This window comes from uncultured Photobacterium sp. (assembly GCF_947502415.1).
In the GTDB taxonomy this organism is placed as follows: Bacteria; Pseudomonadota; Gammaproteobacteria; order Enterobacterales; family Vibrionaceae; genus Photobacterium.
This window is the reverse complement of sequence record NZ_CANMZV010000007.1, coordinates 123,873-142,559: the sequence shown is the minus strand read 5'-3', so window position 1 is coordinate 142,559 and position 18,687 is coordinate 123,873. Positions and strand designations below refer to the sequence as shown.

Annotated in this window: 14 protein-coding genes; 6 read left to right on the top strand and 8 right to left on the bottom strand. The window is 47.9% G+C overall.

From position 1 onward, the window contains the following. Positions 1 to 336: 336 nt before the first annotated feature. Both Q0852_RS09720 and Q0852_RS09715 read right to left on the bottom strand, forming a co-directional pair. Positions 337 to 1,251, bottom strand: coding sequence for an inositol monophosphatase family protein (locus tag Q0852_RS09720; RefSeq protein WP_299017706.1), 915 nt, complete (start codon positions 1,249 to 1,251; stop codon positions 337 to 339). Continuing rightward, entirely contained in the window at positions 1,248 to 2,237 is a 990-nt protein-coding gene (locus tag Q0852_RS09715) for a phosphotransferase (RefSeq protein WP_299017704.1), read from the bottom strand. The genes Q0852_RS09720 and Q0852_RS09715 overlap by 4 nt, the downstream gene beginning before the upstream one ends. 178 nt (positions 2,238 to 2,415) lie before the next feature. Here Q0852_RS09715 and xdhA point away from each other — a divergent pair, with 178 nt between their 5' ends. Genes xdhA through Q0852_RS09695 form a run of 4 tightly spaced genes read left to right on the top strand, consistent with a single transcriptional unit; the run spans position 2,416 to position 8,345 of the window. Next, positions 2,416 to 3,861 (top strand): xanthine dehydrogenase small subunit, encoded by a 1,446-nt coding sequence (gene xdhA / locus Q0852_RS09710; protein ID WP_299017703.1) that lies wholly within the window; start codon positions 2,416 to 2,418, stop codon positions 3,859 to 3,861. Beyond that, positions 3,854 to 6,211 carry a xanthine dehydrogenase molybdopterin binding subunit gene (xdhB, locus tag Q0852_RS09705; protein WP_299017700.1) on the top strand — a complete coding sequence of 786 codons (2,358 nt, stop codon included), beginning with the start codon at positions 3,854 to 3,856 and terminating at the stop codon, positions 6,209 to 6,211. Before xdhA ends, xdhB begins: the two co-directional genes overlap by 8 nt. 47 nt (positions 6,212 to 6,258) lie before the next feature. Continuing rightward, the gene (xdhC, locus tag Q0852_RS09700; protein WP_299017697.1) at positions 6,259 to 7,059 is read left to right on the top strand and encodes a xanthine dehydrogenase accessory protein XdhC; all 801 of its coding nucleotides are present in this window, start codon (positions 6,259 to 6,261) and stop codon (positions 7,057 to 7,059) included. Then, positions 7,056 to 8,345, top strand: coding sequence for a nucleobase:cation symporter-2 family protein (locus Q0852_RS09695; RefSeq protein ID WP_367278127.1), 1,290 nt, complete (start codon positions 7,056 to 7,058; stop codon positions 8,343 to 8,345). The genes xdhC and Q0852_RS09695 overlap by 4 nt, the downstream gene beginning before the upstream one ends. Positions 8,346 to 8,441: 96 nt before the next feature. On the opposite strand, the gene Q0852_RS09690 is transcribed toward Q0852_RS09695, so the two are convergent. After that, positions 8,442 to 9,491, bottom strand: coding sequence for a hypothetical protein (locus Q0852_RS09690; RefSeq protein ID WP_299017695.1), 1,050 nt, complete (start codon positions 9,489 to 9,491; stop codon positions 8,442 to 8,444). A gap of 551 nt (positions 9,492 to 10,042) precedes the next feature. Between Q0852_RS09690 and Q0852_RS09685 the strand changes: the two genes are divergently transcribed. Further along, positions 10,043 to 10,504 carry a sel1 repeat family protein gene (locus Q0852_RS09685; RefSeq protein ID WP_299017692.1) on the top strand — a complete coding sequence of 154 codons (462 nt, stop codon included), beginning with the start codon at positions 10,043 to 10,045 and terminating at the stop codon, positions 10,502 to 10,504. Positions 10,505 to 10,676: 172 nt separating this feature from the next. Here the strand turns inward: Q0852_RS09685 and Q0852_RS09680 are convergent, their stop codons facing one another. From Q0852_RS09680 to Q0852_RS09660, 5 genes are all read right to left on the bottom strand, one after another. Continuing rightward, entirely contained in the window at positions 10,677 to 11,447 is a 771-nt protein-coding gene (locus tag Q0852_RS09680; protein WP_299017689.1) for an ABC transporter permease, read from the bottom strand. Further along, complete coding sequence (locus Q0852_RS09675; protein ID WP_299017686.1) at positions 11,440 to 12,081, bottom strand: ATP-binding cassette domain-containing protein; 642 nt, start codon at positions 12,079 to 12,081, stop codon at positions 11,440 to 11,442. The genes Q0852_RS09680 and Q0852_RS09675 overlap by 8 nt, the downstream gene beginning before the upstream one ends. Positions 12,082 to 12,299: 218 nt before the next feature. Beyond that, positions 12,300 to 14,957: a M14 family zinc carboxypeptidase gene (locus Q0852_RS09670; RefSeq protein ID WP_299017683.1), complete on the bottom strand. Its 2,658-nt coding sequence runs from the start codon at positions 14,955 to 14,957 to the stop codon at positions 12,300 to 12,302. 9 nt (positions 14,958 to 14,966) lie between these two features. Continuing rightward, complete coding sequence (locus Q0852_RS09665) at positions 14,967 to 16,400, bottom strand: hypothetical protein (protein WP_299017680.1); 1,434 nt, start codon at positions 16,398 to 16,400, stop codon at positions 14,967 to 14,969. Further along, positions 16,397 to 17,395 carry a RimK family alpha-L-glutamate ligase gene (locus Q0852_RS09660; RefSeq protein ID WP_299017676.1) on the bottom strand — a complete coding sequence of 333 codons (999 nt, stop codon included), beginning with the start codon at positions 17,393 to 17,395 and terminating at the stop codon, positions 16,397 to 16,399. Before Q0852_RS09660 ends, Q0852_RS09665 begins: the two co-directional genes overlap by 4 nt. Positions 17,396 to 17,576: 181 nt before the next feature. On the opposite strand from Q0852_RS09660, the gene Q0852_RS09655 reads away from it, so the two are divergent. Next, on the top strand, positions 17,577 to 18,680 hold the full coding sequence (locus Q0852_RS09655) for a M20 family metallopeptidase (RefSeq protein WP_299017673.1): 1,104 nt from the start codon (positions 17,577 to 17,579) through the stop codon (positions 18,678 to 18,680). Positions 18,681 to 18,687 lie beyond the last annotated feature (7 nt).

Below are 18,687 nucleotides of genomic sequence, written 5' to 3'. Positions count from 1 at the left end.
TCTGGTCTGGTTGTCGTCATCTATACTGGCGGCGTAAAGCGCAGAACTGCTACTACCGTAGTAGTCAAACCATTAAAATGATAATAGTTATCAATTGCAATAATTCTATCGAATTATGAAACTGTGAGCAAAGATTGTTCAGCTATATTGCTGCCTTCTCACAGAAAGCGGCTATGACCAATGCGGTACATCAGATTCAGGACACTCAATCGAACGAAATAAAAATCTAGCTCAAGCTGTAACACCTAAGAAAATATCTTTATATCTTAAAATCAAGAGGGCATTAGAGATGATAATCCGGCTTTGCAATAGCAAAACCGAAGCAGGAAAATCGTGTTATTGGCTACATTCCTGAGCCAGTTCAAGCAAAGCCTGATGATCCACACCAGTGCTATAAATGGCTCCTTTATGATTCATATAATTAGAATCGATACGGTTCAGATCCAACGGCGTACCGAAAACATCACTGGCACTGACAACACCACAGGCCTGAGCGATTGCCGCCGTGGCACTAAAATCCCACAGGCTACCACCGCCTTTGCTAGGCTTGGGCAATTTAAAATAACAAGCCGGGGTGTTTTCCATCACGCCAATCGCATTCATCACCGCACCACAAGTATTAACCACTTTCATGCCATCAAAACCCTGATAACGAACCAACACATCCAGCCGTTCGATACAAACAGGATAACGCGGATCAGACTGAAAACTGCGATCGACGAATAAGGTAAAAAATGAATTATCAGGTTTGCTCTGCCAGGGCGCACCGTTTTTCAGCACCTGTTTCATCTCAGGTGCATTAGCCGAATTCAGTGCCTGATAGAGATCACCCGTCGCGGGATTATAAACCACACCAAGTAGCGGCCAGCCAGACTGCGCAACCAACGCAATGGACACCGCAAAACCGTCTGAACCTTCAATAAAAGGCAAAGTGCCATCCAGCGGATCGATGCACCAGAAATACGACTTGCTGAAACGGGCATGGCCAGAGACATCGTCCTCGCAGGCATTCTCTTCTCCCAGCACCGCCAAGTCGTATTTTTCAATCCCCGGCCTGAGGGTGTCGATAATTAGCACCTGACTGTCGAGATCAACCTGAGTCACCACCTGAGCACTCAGGCTACTTCCGCCCGCTTTATGACTGACTTGCAATTGTGTGCGATCAAAACCCGCAATAAACTTGCCGGCTTTTAAGGCTGCTTCTGTTGCCTGTTCAAGTAATTGCCTAAGCTGCTCAATAGAAAAATTCATTGCATCTCCTTCAATTGAGTCAGCGCCTGCTGAGCCACCCCTTCAGTATAAGCATTGATTTTCCAATGATCCGGGCTCCAACCCTTAACGAAGCGCTGGAAGTCAGCCCATGCCACACAATAGAGCGGTCGCCATTCCTGCTCAACCAGGCTCGGCTCAACCTGTGGCTGAAATCTAGTCAGAGCCCGCTTAAGCTCAGCAAAATAATGATCGAGCAACAAAGGAACTCGAAACTGGCACTCCTCAAATGGCACACAACTGCTGATGAACAAAATCACGTCCTTCATGCCACAACCTTTACCGACATACTGGAAATCAACCGCTGCGACTTTACTACCATCAGGGGTAAAACAAAAGTTCGCCAACTTTGCATCACCATGAACCAAGGCCTGGAACCGGCATTGCTTCAAAGTATGATCGATCAGACCGGCAGCTTCTTTAAGAGGCTCATCATTAAGTGCAGCCAGTTCATCGGGGCGGGTCTCCAGGTGCCAATATGTCCCGGTCTGCCACAAACCTTCAGGTTCTACGCCAAAGTGCTGAGCATGAAACTGTGCCAGCCAGCTCAAGCAGGCTTTAACCTGTACTGAATTCGCAACCTTGTGGACCTCGCTAAAACCAAGCGTCCCGAGATCTTCCAATACCAGTAAGATTTCCTCATCCTGAGCTTCTACAAACAGGCAGCGGGGCACCGGACACAGTGGTGAACATTGGTTAGCAAACTGCTGATACCAGTTCACTTCAACCTGATAAGAGTACAGCTTTCTCTGGTGGGATAGCGCCGTGTTCCACCCCCGTGGGTGTTGCTTCGGCCGCGGCAACTTAATGTGCTTAACAATCACGGAATCGTAGCAGCCACCATTTAAAGTGGCACGAAACAACTCGCCATAGCCCCCCCAAAGTGACTGGATTAATTGCGTCTCTTTAATACTTTCTGCATCAGTTGCTTGCGCGACTCTCTGCAAGACATCTGAAGGGATGACCATTCTTTACCTAACCTTTTACTGAAAAACACGTGAACTGAAAAACGTTGGTGACAGTGTACTAAACCTCATGGCTCTCACCCATAAGATCTTCAGCCTCTCGCCCTTGAACTACCGACAAAGCTGCCATAATTGTGTTAGCCCAAAACAGCTCTACCTTTGCCTAGGCCAAGGAGCCCCCTTGATTAAATTTTTACTCAACCATAAACTTCGGGAAGAAGAGAAACTCTCTCCGAATATGACTGTACTGAATTACCTGCGAACCAAGGCTAACAAAACCGGCAGCAAGGAAGGTTGCGGCTCAGGTAATTGCGGCACCTGCACAGTTGTTCTTGCCGAGCTGGCAAACGGACAACTCAGATACCGTACCGTTAATGCCTGCCTGGTTTTTGTCTCGACACTCCACGGCAAGCAATTGATCACGGTTGAAGGGCTTAAAGAACAAGAAGGCTCTCTCCATCCTGTTCAGCAGGCACTGGTTGATTTTCACGGCTCACAGTGCGGATTCTGCACACCAGGCATCATCATGTCGATGTTTGCCCTTCGCAAAAACGCCCCCCAACCAAGCAGGCAAGACGTTATCGCAGCACTGGCAGGTAACCTGTGCCGCTGCACCGGTTATCGCCCGATTCTTGATGCCGCACTGTCACTCGGAGCCCTAGCGCCCTTCAAAGACCACTTTGATGAACAGATGCTGGCCACCATCGATACCCTCAACAGCATCCGCAACGAACCCGGTAGCCTACAGTTAGACAATCTCTCTGCCTTTATCCCCACATCCACGGATGAGCTGGCGAAATTGCTCTTGATGTACCCGCCTGCGACTATAGTCGCAGGCGGTACCGACCTCGCACTTGAAGTAACCCAACTTCACAATGAGATTGAAACGTTAATCGATATCAGCCATGTCACCGACATGAAAAAAGTCTCCGAAACCGATGAACACATCATTATCGGAGCCAATGTCCCGCTCAGCGATTGCTACAACATTCTCAGCCAGTACTATCCTGATTTCGGGGAGATGCTCGACCGCTTTGCCTCACTGCAAATCCGTAATCAAGGGACGCTGGGGGGCAACATCGCCAATGCATCTCCTATCGGCGATACTCCACCATTGCTGCTCGCGCTCGGAGCCCATATAACCCTGCGCAGGGGCAATGAATCCCGTACTCGCCCGATCGAGCAGACCTTTCTTAGCTACAAGAAAACGGCAATACTGCCGTCTGAATTTATTGTAAAAATTAGCATCCCAAAACCAGCCAACCACAACAAATTCTTCCGCGCCTACAAAATCTCGAAACGCCTTGGCGACGATATTTCCACAGTCTGTGGCGGCTTCAATATCGGCATCGAAAACGGCATGGTCACTTCTGCCCGTATCGCCTTTGGCGGTATGGCCGACATACCCAAACGTGCCCGCCATTGCGAGAAAAGCCTCGTCGGAAATAGCTGGAGTCTTGAAACCATCAACAATGCTATGGCCGCGCTGGACTCAGATTTTGTGCCAATATCCGATCTCCGTGCCAGCGCCGCCTATCGTCGGCAAACTGCCGCAAACATGCTCTATCGCTTTTTCATCGAACAGCAGAACCCCCAAACTGAAACCAGGGTGACCACTTATGGCTAGTCACAAACATTCCCCCATTAATGCTGACAACCTTCCCCCCGGCAGTAAACAAAGCTTATCGACCGGCGTCGGTCGCAGCATCCGCCATGAAAGTGCCGCCAAACATGCCAGCGGTGAAGCCATCTATATCGATGATCGCCTTGATTATCCCAACCAGCTCCATCTCTATGCCCTTCTAAGCCCTCACCCCCACGCCGAGATCACCAAACTAGATGCAGGCCCGTGCTATGACTTCGAAGGAGTGGCAAAAGTAATCACGGCTAAAGACATTCCCGGCGAAATTGATATCGGCACCATTTTTCCCGGCGATCCCCTGCTGGCTGACGGAAAAGTAGAATATGTCGGCCAGCCAATCCTCGTTGTTGCTGCTGACGATCCAGAAACCGCCTATCAAGCCGCACATGAGGCCATTATCGAATACCGGCCACTGCCGGCAATCCTCGATATCAAAGAAGCATTACTGAAAAAGCACTTTGTCAATGACAGTCACTGGCAAAAGCGGGGCGACTCGCAAGCTGCTATCAGCAAAGCCCCCCACATCCTTAACGGAGAGATCCAAATCGGCGGGCAGGAACATTTCTACCTCGAACCCCATGCCAGCAGTGCGGTTCCGACGGAAGACGGCGGAGTGATTGTTTATAGCTCAAGCCAGAACCCAACCGATATCCAAAAACAAGTGGCCAAAGTACTTGGCACGCCTATGCGCAATGTAGTTGTCGATACCCGCAGGATTGGCGGCGGATTTGGCGGTAAAGAAACACAAGCGGCAGGGCCTGCCTGCATGGCCGCCGTGATAAGCCATCTTACCGGTCGCCCGGCGAAAATACGGCTCTACCGCACAGAAGATATGATGATGACAGGCAAACGCCATCCGTTCTATAACCGCTATACCGTCGGCTTTGATAACAACGGCACCATCAGGGGCATAGAAATGAAACTGGCCAGCAACTGCGGCTACTCACCGGATCTATCTGCTGCCATTATCGATCGCGCCATGTTCCACTGCGACAATGCCTACTACCTGGGTAACGCCAGTATTACCGGCCACTGCTGCAAAACCAATATCGCCTCCAATACCGCCTGCCGCGGCTTTGGTGGTCCGCAGGCAATGGTCACCATCGAGAGCATCATGGACGAAATCGCCAGCCACCTCGGAAAAGATCCCCTCGAAGTCCGCAAAACTAACTACTATGGCGGCAAAGGGCGTAACATCACCCACTATGGCCAAGAAGTGGAACATAACCTGCTACAGAGAGTAACCAAGCAACTTGAGGCCAGCAGTGACTACCATGCCCGCCGTAAGGCTATCCACGATTTTAACCAAAACAGCCCAATCCTGAAAAAAGGGTTGGCGCTCACCCCGGTTAAGTTCGGCATATCCTTCACCGCATCATTCCTCAACCAGGCAGGAGCGCTGATCCATATCTATACCGACGGCAGTATCCACCTAAACCACAGTGGAACCGAAATGGGGCAAGGGCTAAACACCAAAATCGCCCAGATTGTAGCTGAAGAATTTCAGGTCGATATCAAACAAATCCAGATCACTGACACCGTAACAGACAAAGTCCCGAACACCTCCGCGACCGCAGCCTCATCCGGCGCCGACTTAAACGGCAAGGCGGCGCAAAATGCCACCAAAGCCATCAAGCAACGACTGATCACCTTTGCCTGCTCACATTTCAATGCCACAGAAGAACAAGTCATATTCCGCAGCGGTTCTGTTCATATAGGCCCGCACTCAATGCCGTTTGTTGAACTTATCCAGCTGGCGTATCTTCATCAAATATCCCTCTCCAGCACCGGCTTCTACCGCACACCAAAAATTCACTACGACGAAAAAACGGCACAGGGCCACCCGTTCTACTACTACGCTTTCGGCGCGGCATGTTCCGAAGTCATCATCGATACCCTGACCGGCGAGTACAAACTTCTGCGGGCCGACTTATGCCATGACGTCGGCTCTTCACTCAATCCGGCGATAGACAAAGGCCAGATCGAAGGAGGATTTATTCAGGGGGTTGGTTGGCTGACATCAGAAGAACTTGTCTGGGACGAGCAAGGCAGGCTAACAACCAACAGCCCAGCCAGCTATAAGATCCCGACGATTGCCGAAATGCCAACAGACTTCCGAACCCAGCTACTTGAGCACAACACCAACCCGGAAGAAACCATTTTCCACTCCAAAGCTGTTGGAGAGCCACCGTTCATGCTAGCAATATCGGTGTTAAGTGCCATGAAAAACGCTATTTCCTATACTTCTGAAAGTGGTGAAATACCAAAACTTGATACCCCTGCGACACCAGAGCGTGTGCTCTGGGCTATCAAAAACCTACAGAAAACCAATTAAACTCTATTGATAACCATAAGGTGAGCAGAGACTCAAAGGATCCTAATATGTTTAGCGATAACTGGATTCACGAACTCGCTCGACTCGATGAACAAGGGCAAGCCTGTGTGATAGTCACAGTATTGGAAAACAAGGGCTCGGTACCGAGAAACGCCGGAACCAAAATGCTGGTGACCCATGATTCTATTATCGCCACAATCGGAGGCGGTCACCTGGAATACAAAGCAATACAGATTGCCCGCGAGATGTTGCAAACAGGAGAACACCAACTAAAAGTAGAACAATTCAACCTCAGCGCCCGTCTCGGCCAGTGCTGCGGCGGCATCGCGACACTCAGTTTCGAGCCTATCCATCGACAAGAGCACCACCTTGCCCTATTCGGAGCCGGTCATGTTGCCAAGGCCTTGCTGCATATTATATCAACCCTGCCCTTCAGGATTATCTGGGTTGACCCTCGCCACCATCTCTTTCCCGAACGCCTTCCGGCAAAAACAACAAAATTAGTCAGTGACGACCCTGCTGAAGAAGTCATCCACATGCCAGCTAACAGTTACTACCTGGTGATGACCCACAACCACCAACTCGATTACGAGATCACTCGGGCCATTATCAAACGAGAAGATTTTACATATTTTGGCCTGATCGGCTCTGCCAACAAACGTAAAAGGTTTATTCACCGACTAAGTCAACAAGGCTACAGCCAGTCTGTCATAAACCGAATGAGCTGCCCCATCGGCATCAGAGAAGTAAAAGGAAAACATCCGGCAGAAATCGCAGTCTCAATCGCGGCTCAGCTCATTGCCTGCTATCAGTCCCAGCCTCAATATCAGCCAACCGAGCCCGGATGAAACTGCTCTATCACCTCAATGAACGTCCACCTCTTGGCCTTACTGTCTTACTAGCAGTCCAGCACCTACTGGCTTCTATTGGGGGAATCGTCGCCATGCCTCTGATTGTCGGTACAGCCATCGCTCTCCCCCCCACGCACATCGTCTCCCTGATCAATGCCTCCTTACTGGCATCAGGTATCGCAACCATCATCCAGAGCCTAGGCCTTGGCCCTGTAGGGATCCGCCTGCCTGTAGTCATGGGCTCCAGCTTTGCATTCCTAAGCGTAGCTATCGCAATCGGGCTGGACGGCGGGGTCGGAAGTATCATGGGAGCCTCACTGATTGGCTCGCTGACGGTTATTGTCGCGGGGTTCTATATGAACAAAGTTCGCAAGCTCTTCCCCACCATCGTCAGCGGGGTGATCGTCACCCTAATTGGTTTGACGATCTTGCCAGTCGCGGTGAACTGGATTGGTGATGCGCCTGCAACCAGAACGGAATTTGCCACCTTGCCGAAGCTATCGCTGGCCATCATTTCGCTTGCTATCGTTATAGTAGTTTCCATCTACTGCCGCGGCATACTGGCAGCAGCAGCCATTGTTATTGGATTGGCTGGTGGCTATTTGGCAGCACTAACATTAGGAATGGTAGAACTTGAACCGGTTAAGCAAGCCTCATGGTTTGGCAAACCAGAGCCTCTCAAATACGGATTTTCGTTTTCCTGGGAGGCCATCATCAGCATGAGTCTGGTGTATATCGTTGTGATTGCCGAAGCTGCCGGCGATTTCATCGCCCTCGGCAATAATTGCCATGTAAGGGTTAGCGGCAACGATCTAAAACGGGGAGTGCTGGCTGATGGTTTGGGCAGCACACTCGCTGCAGTATTAACGGCCATGCCGCTGGCCTCCTTCAGTCAGAATGTCGGTATAGTCGGCATCACAGGAGTTGCCAGCCGATACGTTGTTGCAACCACCGGTGGGCTATTAATCTTAGCAAGCGCCCTTCCCAAGCTGGCCGCACTGGCTATCACAATCCCCAAACCTGTCATCGGCGGCGTCGGTTTAATAATGTTTGGCATGATTGCCTACACCGGAATTCGAATGCTAATAAAGACATCCGATAGCAAGCGCAATGCTTTAATAATTTGTGTCGGCCTTTCGTCCGGGTTATCCGTGATCTTTGAGCCTCGCCTTGTCCAACACCTGCCGGATACTATCTCCCCCGTGTTTCACTCCGGCATTACAACAGGAGCGATCGTCACCATCATACTTAATCAGCTACTGCCCGAGTCACAACCAAACTAACGAAACAACAAAATGCCTCAGACCAAATGACAAAAAGCGCGATAATCGCGCTTTTTGTCCAATAAAAACAAAATTATATTAGCCATCATACGTAGATTAATCAGACAAACGTTTGCCGTTACAAAGCGAAAATAACCGGCTGTCTTTGCCATATTTACCCTTTTCAAAATCCCTCAGATAATGGAAATTCAACAAATGACCGGCTCCATGATTAACGTAAACATTCCCTGTTGTCTTCTCTCCGCCACCATTAATCACCCCAAGCCGGGCTACAAAATCATTATCATTGGCAAAATGCTCGCAGAAAGGAACATCATAAACAGTCCTTTCTTGATCCCATGGCGACGGGAACTCATCGTGTGCCGATGCAAAAGTGTAGACTTCCAACTGATCCAGCAAAGGATCCCCCGGGTGCTCCTCAAGCAGCATGCCGATAACATTCGACATAATAACCCCTCCTTGAGAGTGGGCTATCACAACAACCTTGCACTCCTTCCTTCCTGTAGGTCCTGCGGTTTTAAGTTTCTCTTTAATTACTTGCAACTCACTCCAAATCTGATCTTTGGCCGATTGAGCAATTGATGTTTTACGGCAATTCCCCCTGCCATTTAGCACCTCAACCAAATCATGAATAAAACCGTTAGTCGGGTTATGTAATGGTGTCACCGGACGTTTGAAAATGTCACTCAGCATACGAGCATTGATTCTTGCCATATCTTCATTTGTTCCAATGCCATTAAGGAAAAACCACTTTTCATTCGGAGTCTTATGGCTAAAAAGGTGTCCCTCAGGCGGTAACAGGGGCTTTATCAGATCTTCCTTGTCCTCAGGCGTTTCATGATCAATAAAGAAACTCAGCAAAGCATCATGATAGCTTTGCTTACTGTCGTAAGATTTGCAATTAAGCTCACTATCATCCGCATAAAACGGCCTAAAAGGGTTTTCACCCAACACTTTGTTCAAAGAGCTAATCTCAGCCAATCCCTTCTGAAACTCAACAATCAGTTGTTTCGGCTTAGGCAGCTTGTTATCCATGGAAGACGCCGCTTTTTTTAAGCCCGTCCACCACAGATATTTCACAATTTTCTCTCCCATCCCTAAAACGTAATCACTTTTACTGTTACCTTTTTCAGCCATGAAAGTCATACCTTTTTCCCTGTATGAAAAAAAATGATCCCGACTTATGGTGTTACTCCGACACCAATGATCAGCGTACTCGTCTGGAAGTATAGTTAACACATTGATTTCCGCTTGCTTTACACAGCCTCAAAATTGAGAACACGCAATATTTGTTACTACTGTCACGTTGTGTAAACGAAATAAATGAACTAAGTACTAAGCAAGATGTACAGATTTAACTTCAGTCTACCGCCACTTCCTATCTCGCCATCTATGCCAAACAAGCAAAGTCACCGCAAATAGCGACAACATATAAAGAAAGCAATACCTATTCAGCTCACATAATAAGCAAATCACAACAGTTAAACCCCACTGTTCAAAAAACAAACAAACAAACTTCGATTCTGAGACAGAGATCACACTTTAAGGTTTTCTTAACCAACTGAATTAAAGAATAAATCGAAATAAAAAAAAACTAGCATATTGATTTACTATCAATTTTTAAAAAACGCACATTTATTCAATGTGCTCATTCAATCTGTTATTTTTATTCCTCGCTTTTTGGGGATAAAAAAAACATGTCAAACAATACAAAAGAATTAAATCTGGCGGAAATTGAAGAGCAGCTTCTGAATGCTTCAGTTCCAAATGAATTACTAGATACACTAAAAGAGTCTTCTGTCGAAAATGCAGAAGTCACTGAATTAATGTATCAATATTATCTTGATTCTAATGACTATAAAAATGCTATGTATTATTTAGAACTTGGCGATAAGTTTGGTGACGGTTACGCACAGCTTTGCCTGGCTTCTCTCTACCAGCAAGGCCAGCATTGCCCTCAAGATGAGCAACGTTCCCAAAGCCTATTCGAAAAAGCGGCTCAAAACGGTGAACCAGAAGCACAGTACCAATTAGGTGCTGGTTTACTTTTGGCTGCTAATAACGAAGATGAAATTGAACAAGGCGTTTATTGGCTAAATGAATCATTCCTTAATGGTAATGATGATTCTAAAGAACTTATTGATACTCTTTGCGCTTAGTGAAATTGATATAAATTAGCAAGTAATGTGATAGGTTCATTTGAATAAACTAACTCTTTGTAATTCTTGAACCTACCACATTAATGATATTAATCACCCTAATATCATTAATATAGATATCACCATAAAATACTTTTTCTAATTAGATTACCTTATTTAATTATTTTCTTACCTATATCACCAACTGCCCATACCGATTAAATGCATAACGGCTGACAACAGCCAACGTCGTCGCAACCGATAAAGTCGCAGCCATAAATATCGCCACCATAATCAGCAACTGATATTTCACTGCCAGTAAGGGCTCAGTCCCCCCTAGGATCTGCCCGGTCATCATTCCCGGTAAACTGACAATGCCCAGCGTTGCCATTGACGCCAACTGGGGTGACAGTGCCGCCCTAACGGCAGTCTGGATAAACGGAAGTACAGGATTAGGAGCACCAAGAGCAAGGTAGAACTGATACTCGTTCTGCTTATCTTTCAAGCCGCTATACCAGCGCTCTAGAGCTAGTACATTGGCTGTCAGGCAGTTACCCAAGAGCATACCGGCAACCGGTATCATGTACTGCGCCTGCCACCAGGGCTTAGCCTGGATCACACCAGCCAGTAACAAGGGCAAAACCACCAACAAAGCGACCAGATGCCCGATGATCACCGCCGGTAGCACCTTTTTCAGATTCACTTCGGTCCGACGGCAGATGCTGAAACCTGCGACCAATATCATTACAGACAACCATAAAATATTCAGGCCCGGATTCTGAAAAGTAAACAGCGCCTGCAAGTAGATCCCAACCACCGCCAGTTGCAACGTCATCCTCAACGCAGATTCAACCAAAGTTCGCCCCAGCCCTAACTGCCAGCGGTGAAACAACAATAATGGCAATAGGAGCATAAGATAAAAACCAGCCAATGCCAGATTGCTGATCTCCAATGCATTATCCATGGTGACCTCCCATATCATGACGATAATGGCTGCTTTTTAGCCAAACGGGGTCATGAGAAACCGAAATTGAAATTCGAGGCAGTGCTGAGAGCAACTCTATCACCCTGTTGCGACTGACCGGATCTAACGCCGATGTCGGTTCATCAAGCAACCATATCGGCCGCTCCATTAACCATGCCCTGGCAATCGCCAAGCGCTGCTTTTCTCCTCCAGAAAGTTGCTCTACCGGCACATCCAAATCATGATGCAGGTCTAGCTGTTCGAGAATTTCCCGACAACGACCATCATCAGGCTGTTTCGACGTTAATGCTTTAAGCTGCCAAGGTAACCGCAGTACCTGACCTACATTATCAGCACCCATCACCGGCAATTGCGGCAAATAGCAAAACTGCTGACGCCACCATCTGAGGGATTCAGCACAAATAGGTTGCCCTTGCCAACAAAATGAACCACTGACCGGCGCTCTTAATCCAGCCAGAACCAAAAGCAAACTGGTTTTCCCACACCCGGACGGACCTGAAATTGCCAGGTGTTCCCCCAACTGTAATCGCATAGCCAGGCGATCCCGCGAGCTACTTTCTAAACCGGAGCCTAAATCCCTGATGGTCAATACACTGTCGATGTATTCCTTCATCTGTCTCTCATCCGCAGTTTCTCCCGACTCTTGCAGTGTAAAAAGCAAACCAGCATGATTCAAATTAATGATAATCATGCGCTGAATTGATTAATTAATGGCACAACAGAACAATTATCTACGTAAACAAAAAGCCGCCCGCAACGTTTGCTGCGAACGGCTTATGTCATATATCGCCACTCAAGCGCGCTCTGTAAATGCACGATTTCTATCGAGGATTAATCCCCGTCCCGATAACGTTTCTCTACCTCATCCTGAGGCTCAAACTCGTCATAGACAATGGGAGTAACTTCATCGGTACTGAATTTGAGGGTCGCTGGTACCGAGTAGTTTGGCACATTGTCATAACTAAATACCGAGTAGAATTTCGGGATATTTGCATTCCCAAACCGATCGAAAGTATAGCTGTCTTTACCAGCATACAGCTTCACCCCATCGAACGGTGTGCGAGGCGGATGGAAACTGTTTCTGACCACATACGCACCAACAAAGTCTGTATGTTCAGGATTATCCCAGGTCAGCTTCACCAAACCATCTTGTAACGTTGCCTGCAATGCCTGCGGCGACTCAAGCGGCTGTTTACGACGTTCGATATATTCAATCACCAATTCCGGCCGTTTCTCACTCTCAAGCCCATGCCAGTTGACAATGGCTTGTTTTTGCCGAGATGACGACGTGGCGCGAATTATCAGATTGACGGTCTTCCTTTCACTATGAAACTGCTCCAAGTGTTGCCTAGCCGAGCTGTCAAACATAAAGAGCTGGCGGGGCGACTTCGTCAAATCCTCACTACTGACTTCATAACCCAGAAATTCGATCTTCTCGCGTTGCTTAACACTGTCATAGTCAGGATTATCTAACTCAGCAATTTCAACCGTAAAACGCATCGGCTGCGACTCCTCAGCCAACGACTCGCTTTCAATTGCAAAATAGGCCTGGGTGATCACTATATCCGCAGCATCGCTAATACAGGAGAGCGAAAAAGCCACCTGACCGAATACGGTGTCCCCTTCATCATCAAAGCCACATCGCAGTATGCCTTGCTCCGGCTCTGCACGGTTGATGGTATGACAATCGGTCGCGGCCAGCGCAACATGATACGGACGTCGGGTATAAATAAGATCCAGGCTCGGCCGGTAATGGATGCCACCACCGAAACGACCATAACCAATATCAAACTGCATCATCTGGGAATCATTGCCAAGAGGCAGTCGATCCGGACCCTGAAGGCGAAGCAGCAAACGTCCTTTTTCAATCTGATCTTCAACTAACTGCTTCTCAAGAGCACTAAACCGCCAATTGTTCCAAATCCCCTGGGTCAACTGATCTGAGTCGATCGCATCACCCAGTGTTTGCAGCGGTGTCGCAGCCTGGATCTCATCGAAATTAGTAATGTCACTAATATCATCAGGGTTAAGGATAGATACCGACCATTCTCCATAGTTTTCAATCTTGGCTCCAACCCGGTTCATTGGATACAGGGAAAAAGCCGCATCCTTGATCACAGCGTCTGGTGGGAGCCGATCGATATTGAAATCAATAACACCGTAGCACACCCCTTTGGTTTTATTGACGCCGATAAATAGCGAATTATTACCGAAGTGCTCGGCATTGTGAGTAGTAGTCAGCTCACCGACATAACCAATTTGCTCCGGATTCGGAAACAGGGTAAACGCGAACTCATCCTTTTCAAGGCAGGTTTTGATTTTCACTTCCGGCGCAAAAGGTGACTTGATCCGACTGACACGATCAACTTTACGCAGGTTGTAATAATAACGGTGTCCTGATTTAAGCTGCTTATCGGTATATTCGCTTTGTGAAGTGATCGCTATCAGATTCTCCCTGGTACAATGGTGTTTAGGAGACTCACAGCGATAAACCTGATAATAACAGCCATCATCATCCGGCGACTGATCCCAAACTAACTCAACCTGATTTGCAGACACATCCTTAACAGAGAAGTTTTCCGGCCTTTTCGGCGCAAGATCGGAATAGTTAATCGCCGTTCCCAATGCATAGAGTAACGCCGGAATATTCTCATCCACACTCTGCGACATATTGATCAAATAGTCCGGGATATTACGGCTGCCAACTTCCACTACCGAAGATAAGATCCCGCGATCATAATAATACTCACGACCACTACCGTGGATCAGGTTCGCCGGCGGCTTACCACGGTGGATCCCATACTGGCGCTTGGTCACCTTATGGATTTCATTCGCCATGTTGGCACACAGAATGTTCAGGTCTGTCCCTTCAATTTCCGCCTCATGGTTAAATTTATGGGCAGGAAAGAACACATTGCCTTGCGAGTGATAATCCAGCGCGATCCGGATGTTACTATGACTTTCGACAAATCGTTTTATTGCCTGAGTTTCCGGCTCGGAAAATGGCCCCGGACCACCGTAAATATTCGATTTAGTATCTGCCGATTGGCGGAAGTTAATACCGAAATTACGGTTTAGATCGACACCGAAGGTGCCATCACCGTTATCCCGCCGGTTCTTACGCCAGAATGAAAAATGCTGACGCGAATATTCGAAACCATCGGGATTAAGGCAAGGCACCATATAAAGCGTATTACGCGTCAGAGCCTCAACCACATCCGGGTTACTGGGATAATTATCCAGCAGGTACTGAACGAAATTCACAGCCAGTTCAATGCCGATCCACTCCCTCGCATGAATCGTACCGGTATACAGCAACGCCGGTTTCAGATCGGCATAGGCAACATCCTGAGAGATGGTTACCATCATGATCGGCCGGCCTTCATGGGTATCACCAATACTTTCCAATCGGATCAGGTTCGGGTATTTCGCCATTGCCTGAGAAAGAAAATCAATCGTTTCCTGATACGATAAATATTGCTTTTTCATCGCCAATCCTTAACAAGTGAGTTCACATTCACTCCATTTACTCAGAATAGCTTCCAGCTTCTTCTGCTTCAGGTTACGGAAACCGGTCAATTTCTGCGGCTCATAATTAAGCGCAAACACGGTTCCTTCCACGCCTAAGGTACTAACAATCTCCTCAGCCAACACGGAACCAATCCCCCGAACACCTTTAAAGAAGGCAACGAGTTCCTCTGGTTGAGGTAAACCCTCGGTTTCCTCCAGATTGTCCTGCGGTACAGCCAGCTCAGCATGATCTTCTATACCGCTGTCCAAAGGCTGAATCTGCGGCCCTGCTCGTTCTGGCGACCTATTCGTTACTTCTTGAGAAATGTAAGGGTTTTCCTCGCCTTTTTTATACATATCCTGGAAGTTCCAAGCTTCACTCGGCCACTCTTCACCAAGAACGTGATCGGTTTTTAGCAATGAATACTGTTCATCAGCCGGAGCATATTCACCGGTATCTGTCGAATAGCTTGCCTGGCCAAAGCTAATGTGGCGCATGGTACGTAGCAGCGAAGAATCAATCTTGCCCAACTCTTCCCAGTTACGATTGGCAAAATAAGGCTTTTTGAAATGATCAGGCCCAAGTAGCCACATCAAATACTGACCAATCCAGTCACGAATATACGGGAATGCAGCAAAAGCCGTTGCGCATTCAAGAATGGTGTACTCATCCTTGGTGCTCACAGCAATATCGCAAGCCCAATATTCGGCATTAGCAGCCTTCGAGACCCGAACAGATAAATCCAGCACCTCCTGCGGTACGTCCTGGTAATCCATACTGCCGCCCTGGCTGGTATTGGTCAGCCACTCTCCCTCCGGTGGACGACGCCAGAACGCACAAACCGGCTGATGACCCACCAGCATTACCCGAATGTCGGCTTTCATCGGAACATAATCCTGAATATAGGCCGGGTAGTAACGCTTTTCAGCAAATAAACGAACGGCCTCGTCAGCACTATCAACTTTATGGACGAAATAGCCGCCATAGTTAGATGGCCCATAAGAACGCTTAACGATCTTTGGATACTCCGCGCTACGCAAATATGCCAATGCTTCCTCTGACTGATAAAAAATCTTAGTGGCCGGGATCGGCAGCTGGTACTTCTCACAGAAGTGAGTCACATTTTCCTTGGACTTATTGCTGAACTGGGTATCCAACGACGGAATAAACTCAACCTCAGGCAGCGCCCTGGCAATTTCGCGAAACGTTTCATAGGCGGTAGCCGGAACATTACCAATCAATACATCGATCTTCTTGCGTTTCACCTCATTGATGAAACGCTGCTTATCATTTCCCCAGTGATAAACCACCTGCTCGATCTTGTTTGGCCAGCCTTTGAAGTTGGATCTGTCGAAAAAACGCAAAACATGATCGAGGTAGAGCAAACCGATCGTCGGCAAAGACTGCTTTGGAGAAATCATAGTATTTTATCCTTAACGAGAGAGCTTGAAGAGGCTGCAAGATCTGCAGGGTTAAATTCTGTGGCGAACAGTTCCGGTTTAGTAGAGTCACCTTGGGTTACGGTGCGCTCAATCAAATCAACCAGGTAAGAAATCTTGGTATCGTTGAAATCAAGACCAGCCTGCTCCTGATCCGGCGTAGCAAATGCCGGAATGCCGTTGACTTCCAGAACCACATACTGCTGGTGTTCAATGTCATAAATAATGTCGACACCGGCGACTTCTAACCCCGTTGCTTTCGCGGCCTTCAATGCCAGTTCAACCACTTCCGCTGTCGGCTCCCGACGCATCACGCTGCCACCACTGGTAACATTCGTTTTCCAGCTTCCCGGCGCCGCTTTACGGCCATAGCAAGCAACATATTTATTATCAACGACATCTATCCGGTAGTCGGTAAAATCGTTCTCGATCACCCGTTCAATATAGAACTGCGGTGAATCTTGCTGGGAGATGTACGGATGGAGCAAATCCAGATCCCGTTCACTTTCCAGCTTGATGATCCCCCGGCCTCCCCAACCGTTTACCGGCTTGCAAATCGCTGTTCCCTGCCAGAAACGAAGGTGTTCCTTAAGCTGCTCAATATTATTTTTATTACAGACAATATGATCAGCCGTCGGAATACCATAAGTCTTGAGCCTATGCGCCGTACGGAACTTGTCTTCTGTCAGTTCAAACGCCGAGTAGTTGTTAATCGTCGGGATCATACTGCTCAGGGTCTGGTACAAGTACACCTGAAATGGGCCTTGTTGCCCGGCGTTATAAGAAAAAAACAGGTCGAGCTCTTCCATCACATGACCATTACAGAAAATACTGCCGTTATGCGCCGAGGCGTGATTCAAATCCAGCCCTGTAATAGCTTCTATATTCCTTTCATTCAACTTCGAGACGATCTTGCGTTCAATCTCCGTTCCGCCAGAGTTCTGATACATCCATAAACCAACACGATGAGGGGCCATGATTTACTCCTTAATCACCCGAACCTCAAATTTATGCCAAACAGGCATCCAAACGACTTCAAATAGGTAGTAATATAGTTGCACATCATAGTGTTGCACAAAGTCGAGAACAGTGACCTAGGTGGTAATTCTCATCAACAGATGAGCCGTTCAGCGCAATTACATTGGAAGGAATCAAGTTGTGAAGCGTATCGATTTTTCGGACTTAAAAACTCTGGTTGAAAATAATTCTTGGACCCAGAACAAAGCAGGGGTTGATGCCAATGGCAAACTAATGCAAACCTGGCTGGAAAAACTCGGCATGGCGGCAACAATTTTTCAACGAGACCATATCGGGAACCATCTTCTTCTATCCAGTCCGATCGTCGCAGGCAAGCCAAGGCTACTACTAATGGGACACCTTGATACGGTCTTCCCACCAGATACCTTCGAGGGATTTAGTGAAGATACAGAGTGGGTATATGGCCCGGGCACCTGTGATATGAAAGGCGGGAACTTTGTCGCCCTGTCAGCCCTGCGTAATATATTCAATGAACACGGCTATATCACTAATGTCGACTTTCTGCTGGTCAGCGACGAAGAGACCGGAAGCGATGATAGCAAACTACTAACCCAGGGAATTGCCATCAACTATGACGCCTGCATTGATTTCGAGGCCGCAGGTGAAGACCACGAAATCGTCAACGGACGCAAAGGCGTTGCCACCTACTGCATCGAACTCAAAGGGGTTGCCGCCCATGCCGGCAACCACTATACCAGCGGAAAAAATGCCAACCTAGCGGCAGCTAAATTATTAATCACCCTGACGGATTTAACCCAGATTGAACAAGGCAGCACTGTTAATGTCGGCTTAATCGAAGGAGGAACCAGCACCAATACTATTTCACCGTATGCCAAATTAATGGTCGAAGCCCGTTTTGCCGAAACTAATGAGCAAAAACGCATTCTGGACGCAATTCCGGCCTTGATCACCCAACACGGCGTCGAGGGGGTCACAGCTTCACTAAGCGGTGGGTTACAGCGTAACGTAATGACACCATCTGCTGATCAACAAGAATTTATCAACACATTATCTGCAGTTATTGGCTACCCGCTTAAAACGGAGCAACGTGGTGGGGTCAGCGATGCCAACGTTACCTCTGGAGCCGGTACTCCGACGCTCGACGGCTTCGGCCCTTTCGGCGACGGCGATCACACAGAATTTGAACGGGCCTCTAAGCAAAGCTTCATCCGCCGAATTGATGAAGTAACCAAGATCATCAAACATTACAGCCAGCCGGATTAAGATTAAA

Excerpts from the sequence above, each read along its gene's own strand:
- Q0852_RS09720 (WP_299017706.1), bottom strand. The coding sequence starts at position 1,251 with ATGAATTTTTCTATTGAGCAGCTTAGGCAATTACTTGAACAGGCAACA.
- Q0852_RS09715 (WP_299017704.1), bottom strand. The coding sequence starts at position 2,237 with ATGGTCATCCCTTCAGATGTCTTGCAGAGAGTCGCGCAAGCAACTGAT.
- xdhB (WP_299017700.1), top strand. The coding sequence starts at position 3,854 with ATGGCTAGTCACAAACATTCCCCCATTAATGCTGACAACCTTCCCCCC.
- xdhC (WP_299017697.1), top strand. The coding sequence starts at position 6,259 with ATGTTTAGCGATAACTGGATTCACGAACTCGCTCGACTCGATGAACAA.
- Q0852_RS09695 (WP_367278127.1), top strand. The coding sequence starts at position 7,056 with ATGAAACTGCTCTATCACCTCAATGAACGTCCACCTCTTGGCCTTACT.
- Q0852_RS09690 (WP_299017695.1), bottom strand. The coding sequence starts at position 9,491 with ATGACTTTCATGGCTGAAAAAGGTAACAGTAAAAGTGATTACGTTTTA.
- Q0852_RS09685 (WP_299017692.1), top strand. The coding sequence starts at position 10,043 with ATGTCAAACAATACAAAAGAATTAAATCTGGCGGAAATTGAAGAGCAG.
- Q0852_RS09680 (WP_299017689.1), bottom strand. The coding sequence starts at position 11,447 with ATGGATAATGCATTGGAGATCAGCAATCTGGCATTGGCTGGTTTTTAT.
- Q0852_RS09675 (WP_299017686.1), bottom strand. The coding sequence starts at position 12,081 with ATGAAGGAATACATCGACAGTGTATTGACCATCAGGGATTTAGGCTCC.
- Q0852_RS09670 (WP_299017683.1), bottom strand. The coding sequence starts at position 14,957 with ATGAAAAAGCAATATTTATCGTATCAGGAAACGATTGATTTTCTTTCT.
- Q0852_RS09665 (WP_299017680.1), bottom strand. The coding sequence starts at position 16,400 with ATGATTTCTCCAAAGCAGTCTTTGCCGACGATCGGTTTGCTCTACCTC.
- Q0852_RS09660 (WP_299017676.1), bottom strand. The coding sequence starts at position 17,395 with ATGGCCCCTCATCGTGTTGGTTTATGGATGTATCAGAACTCTGGCGGA.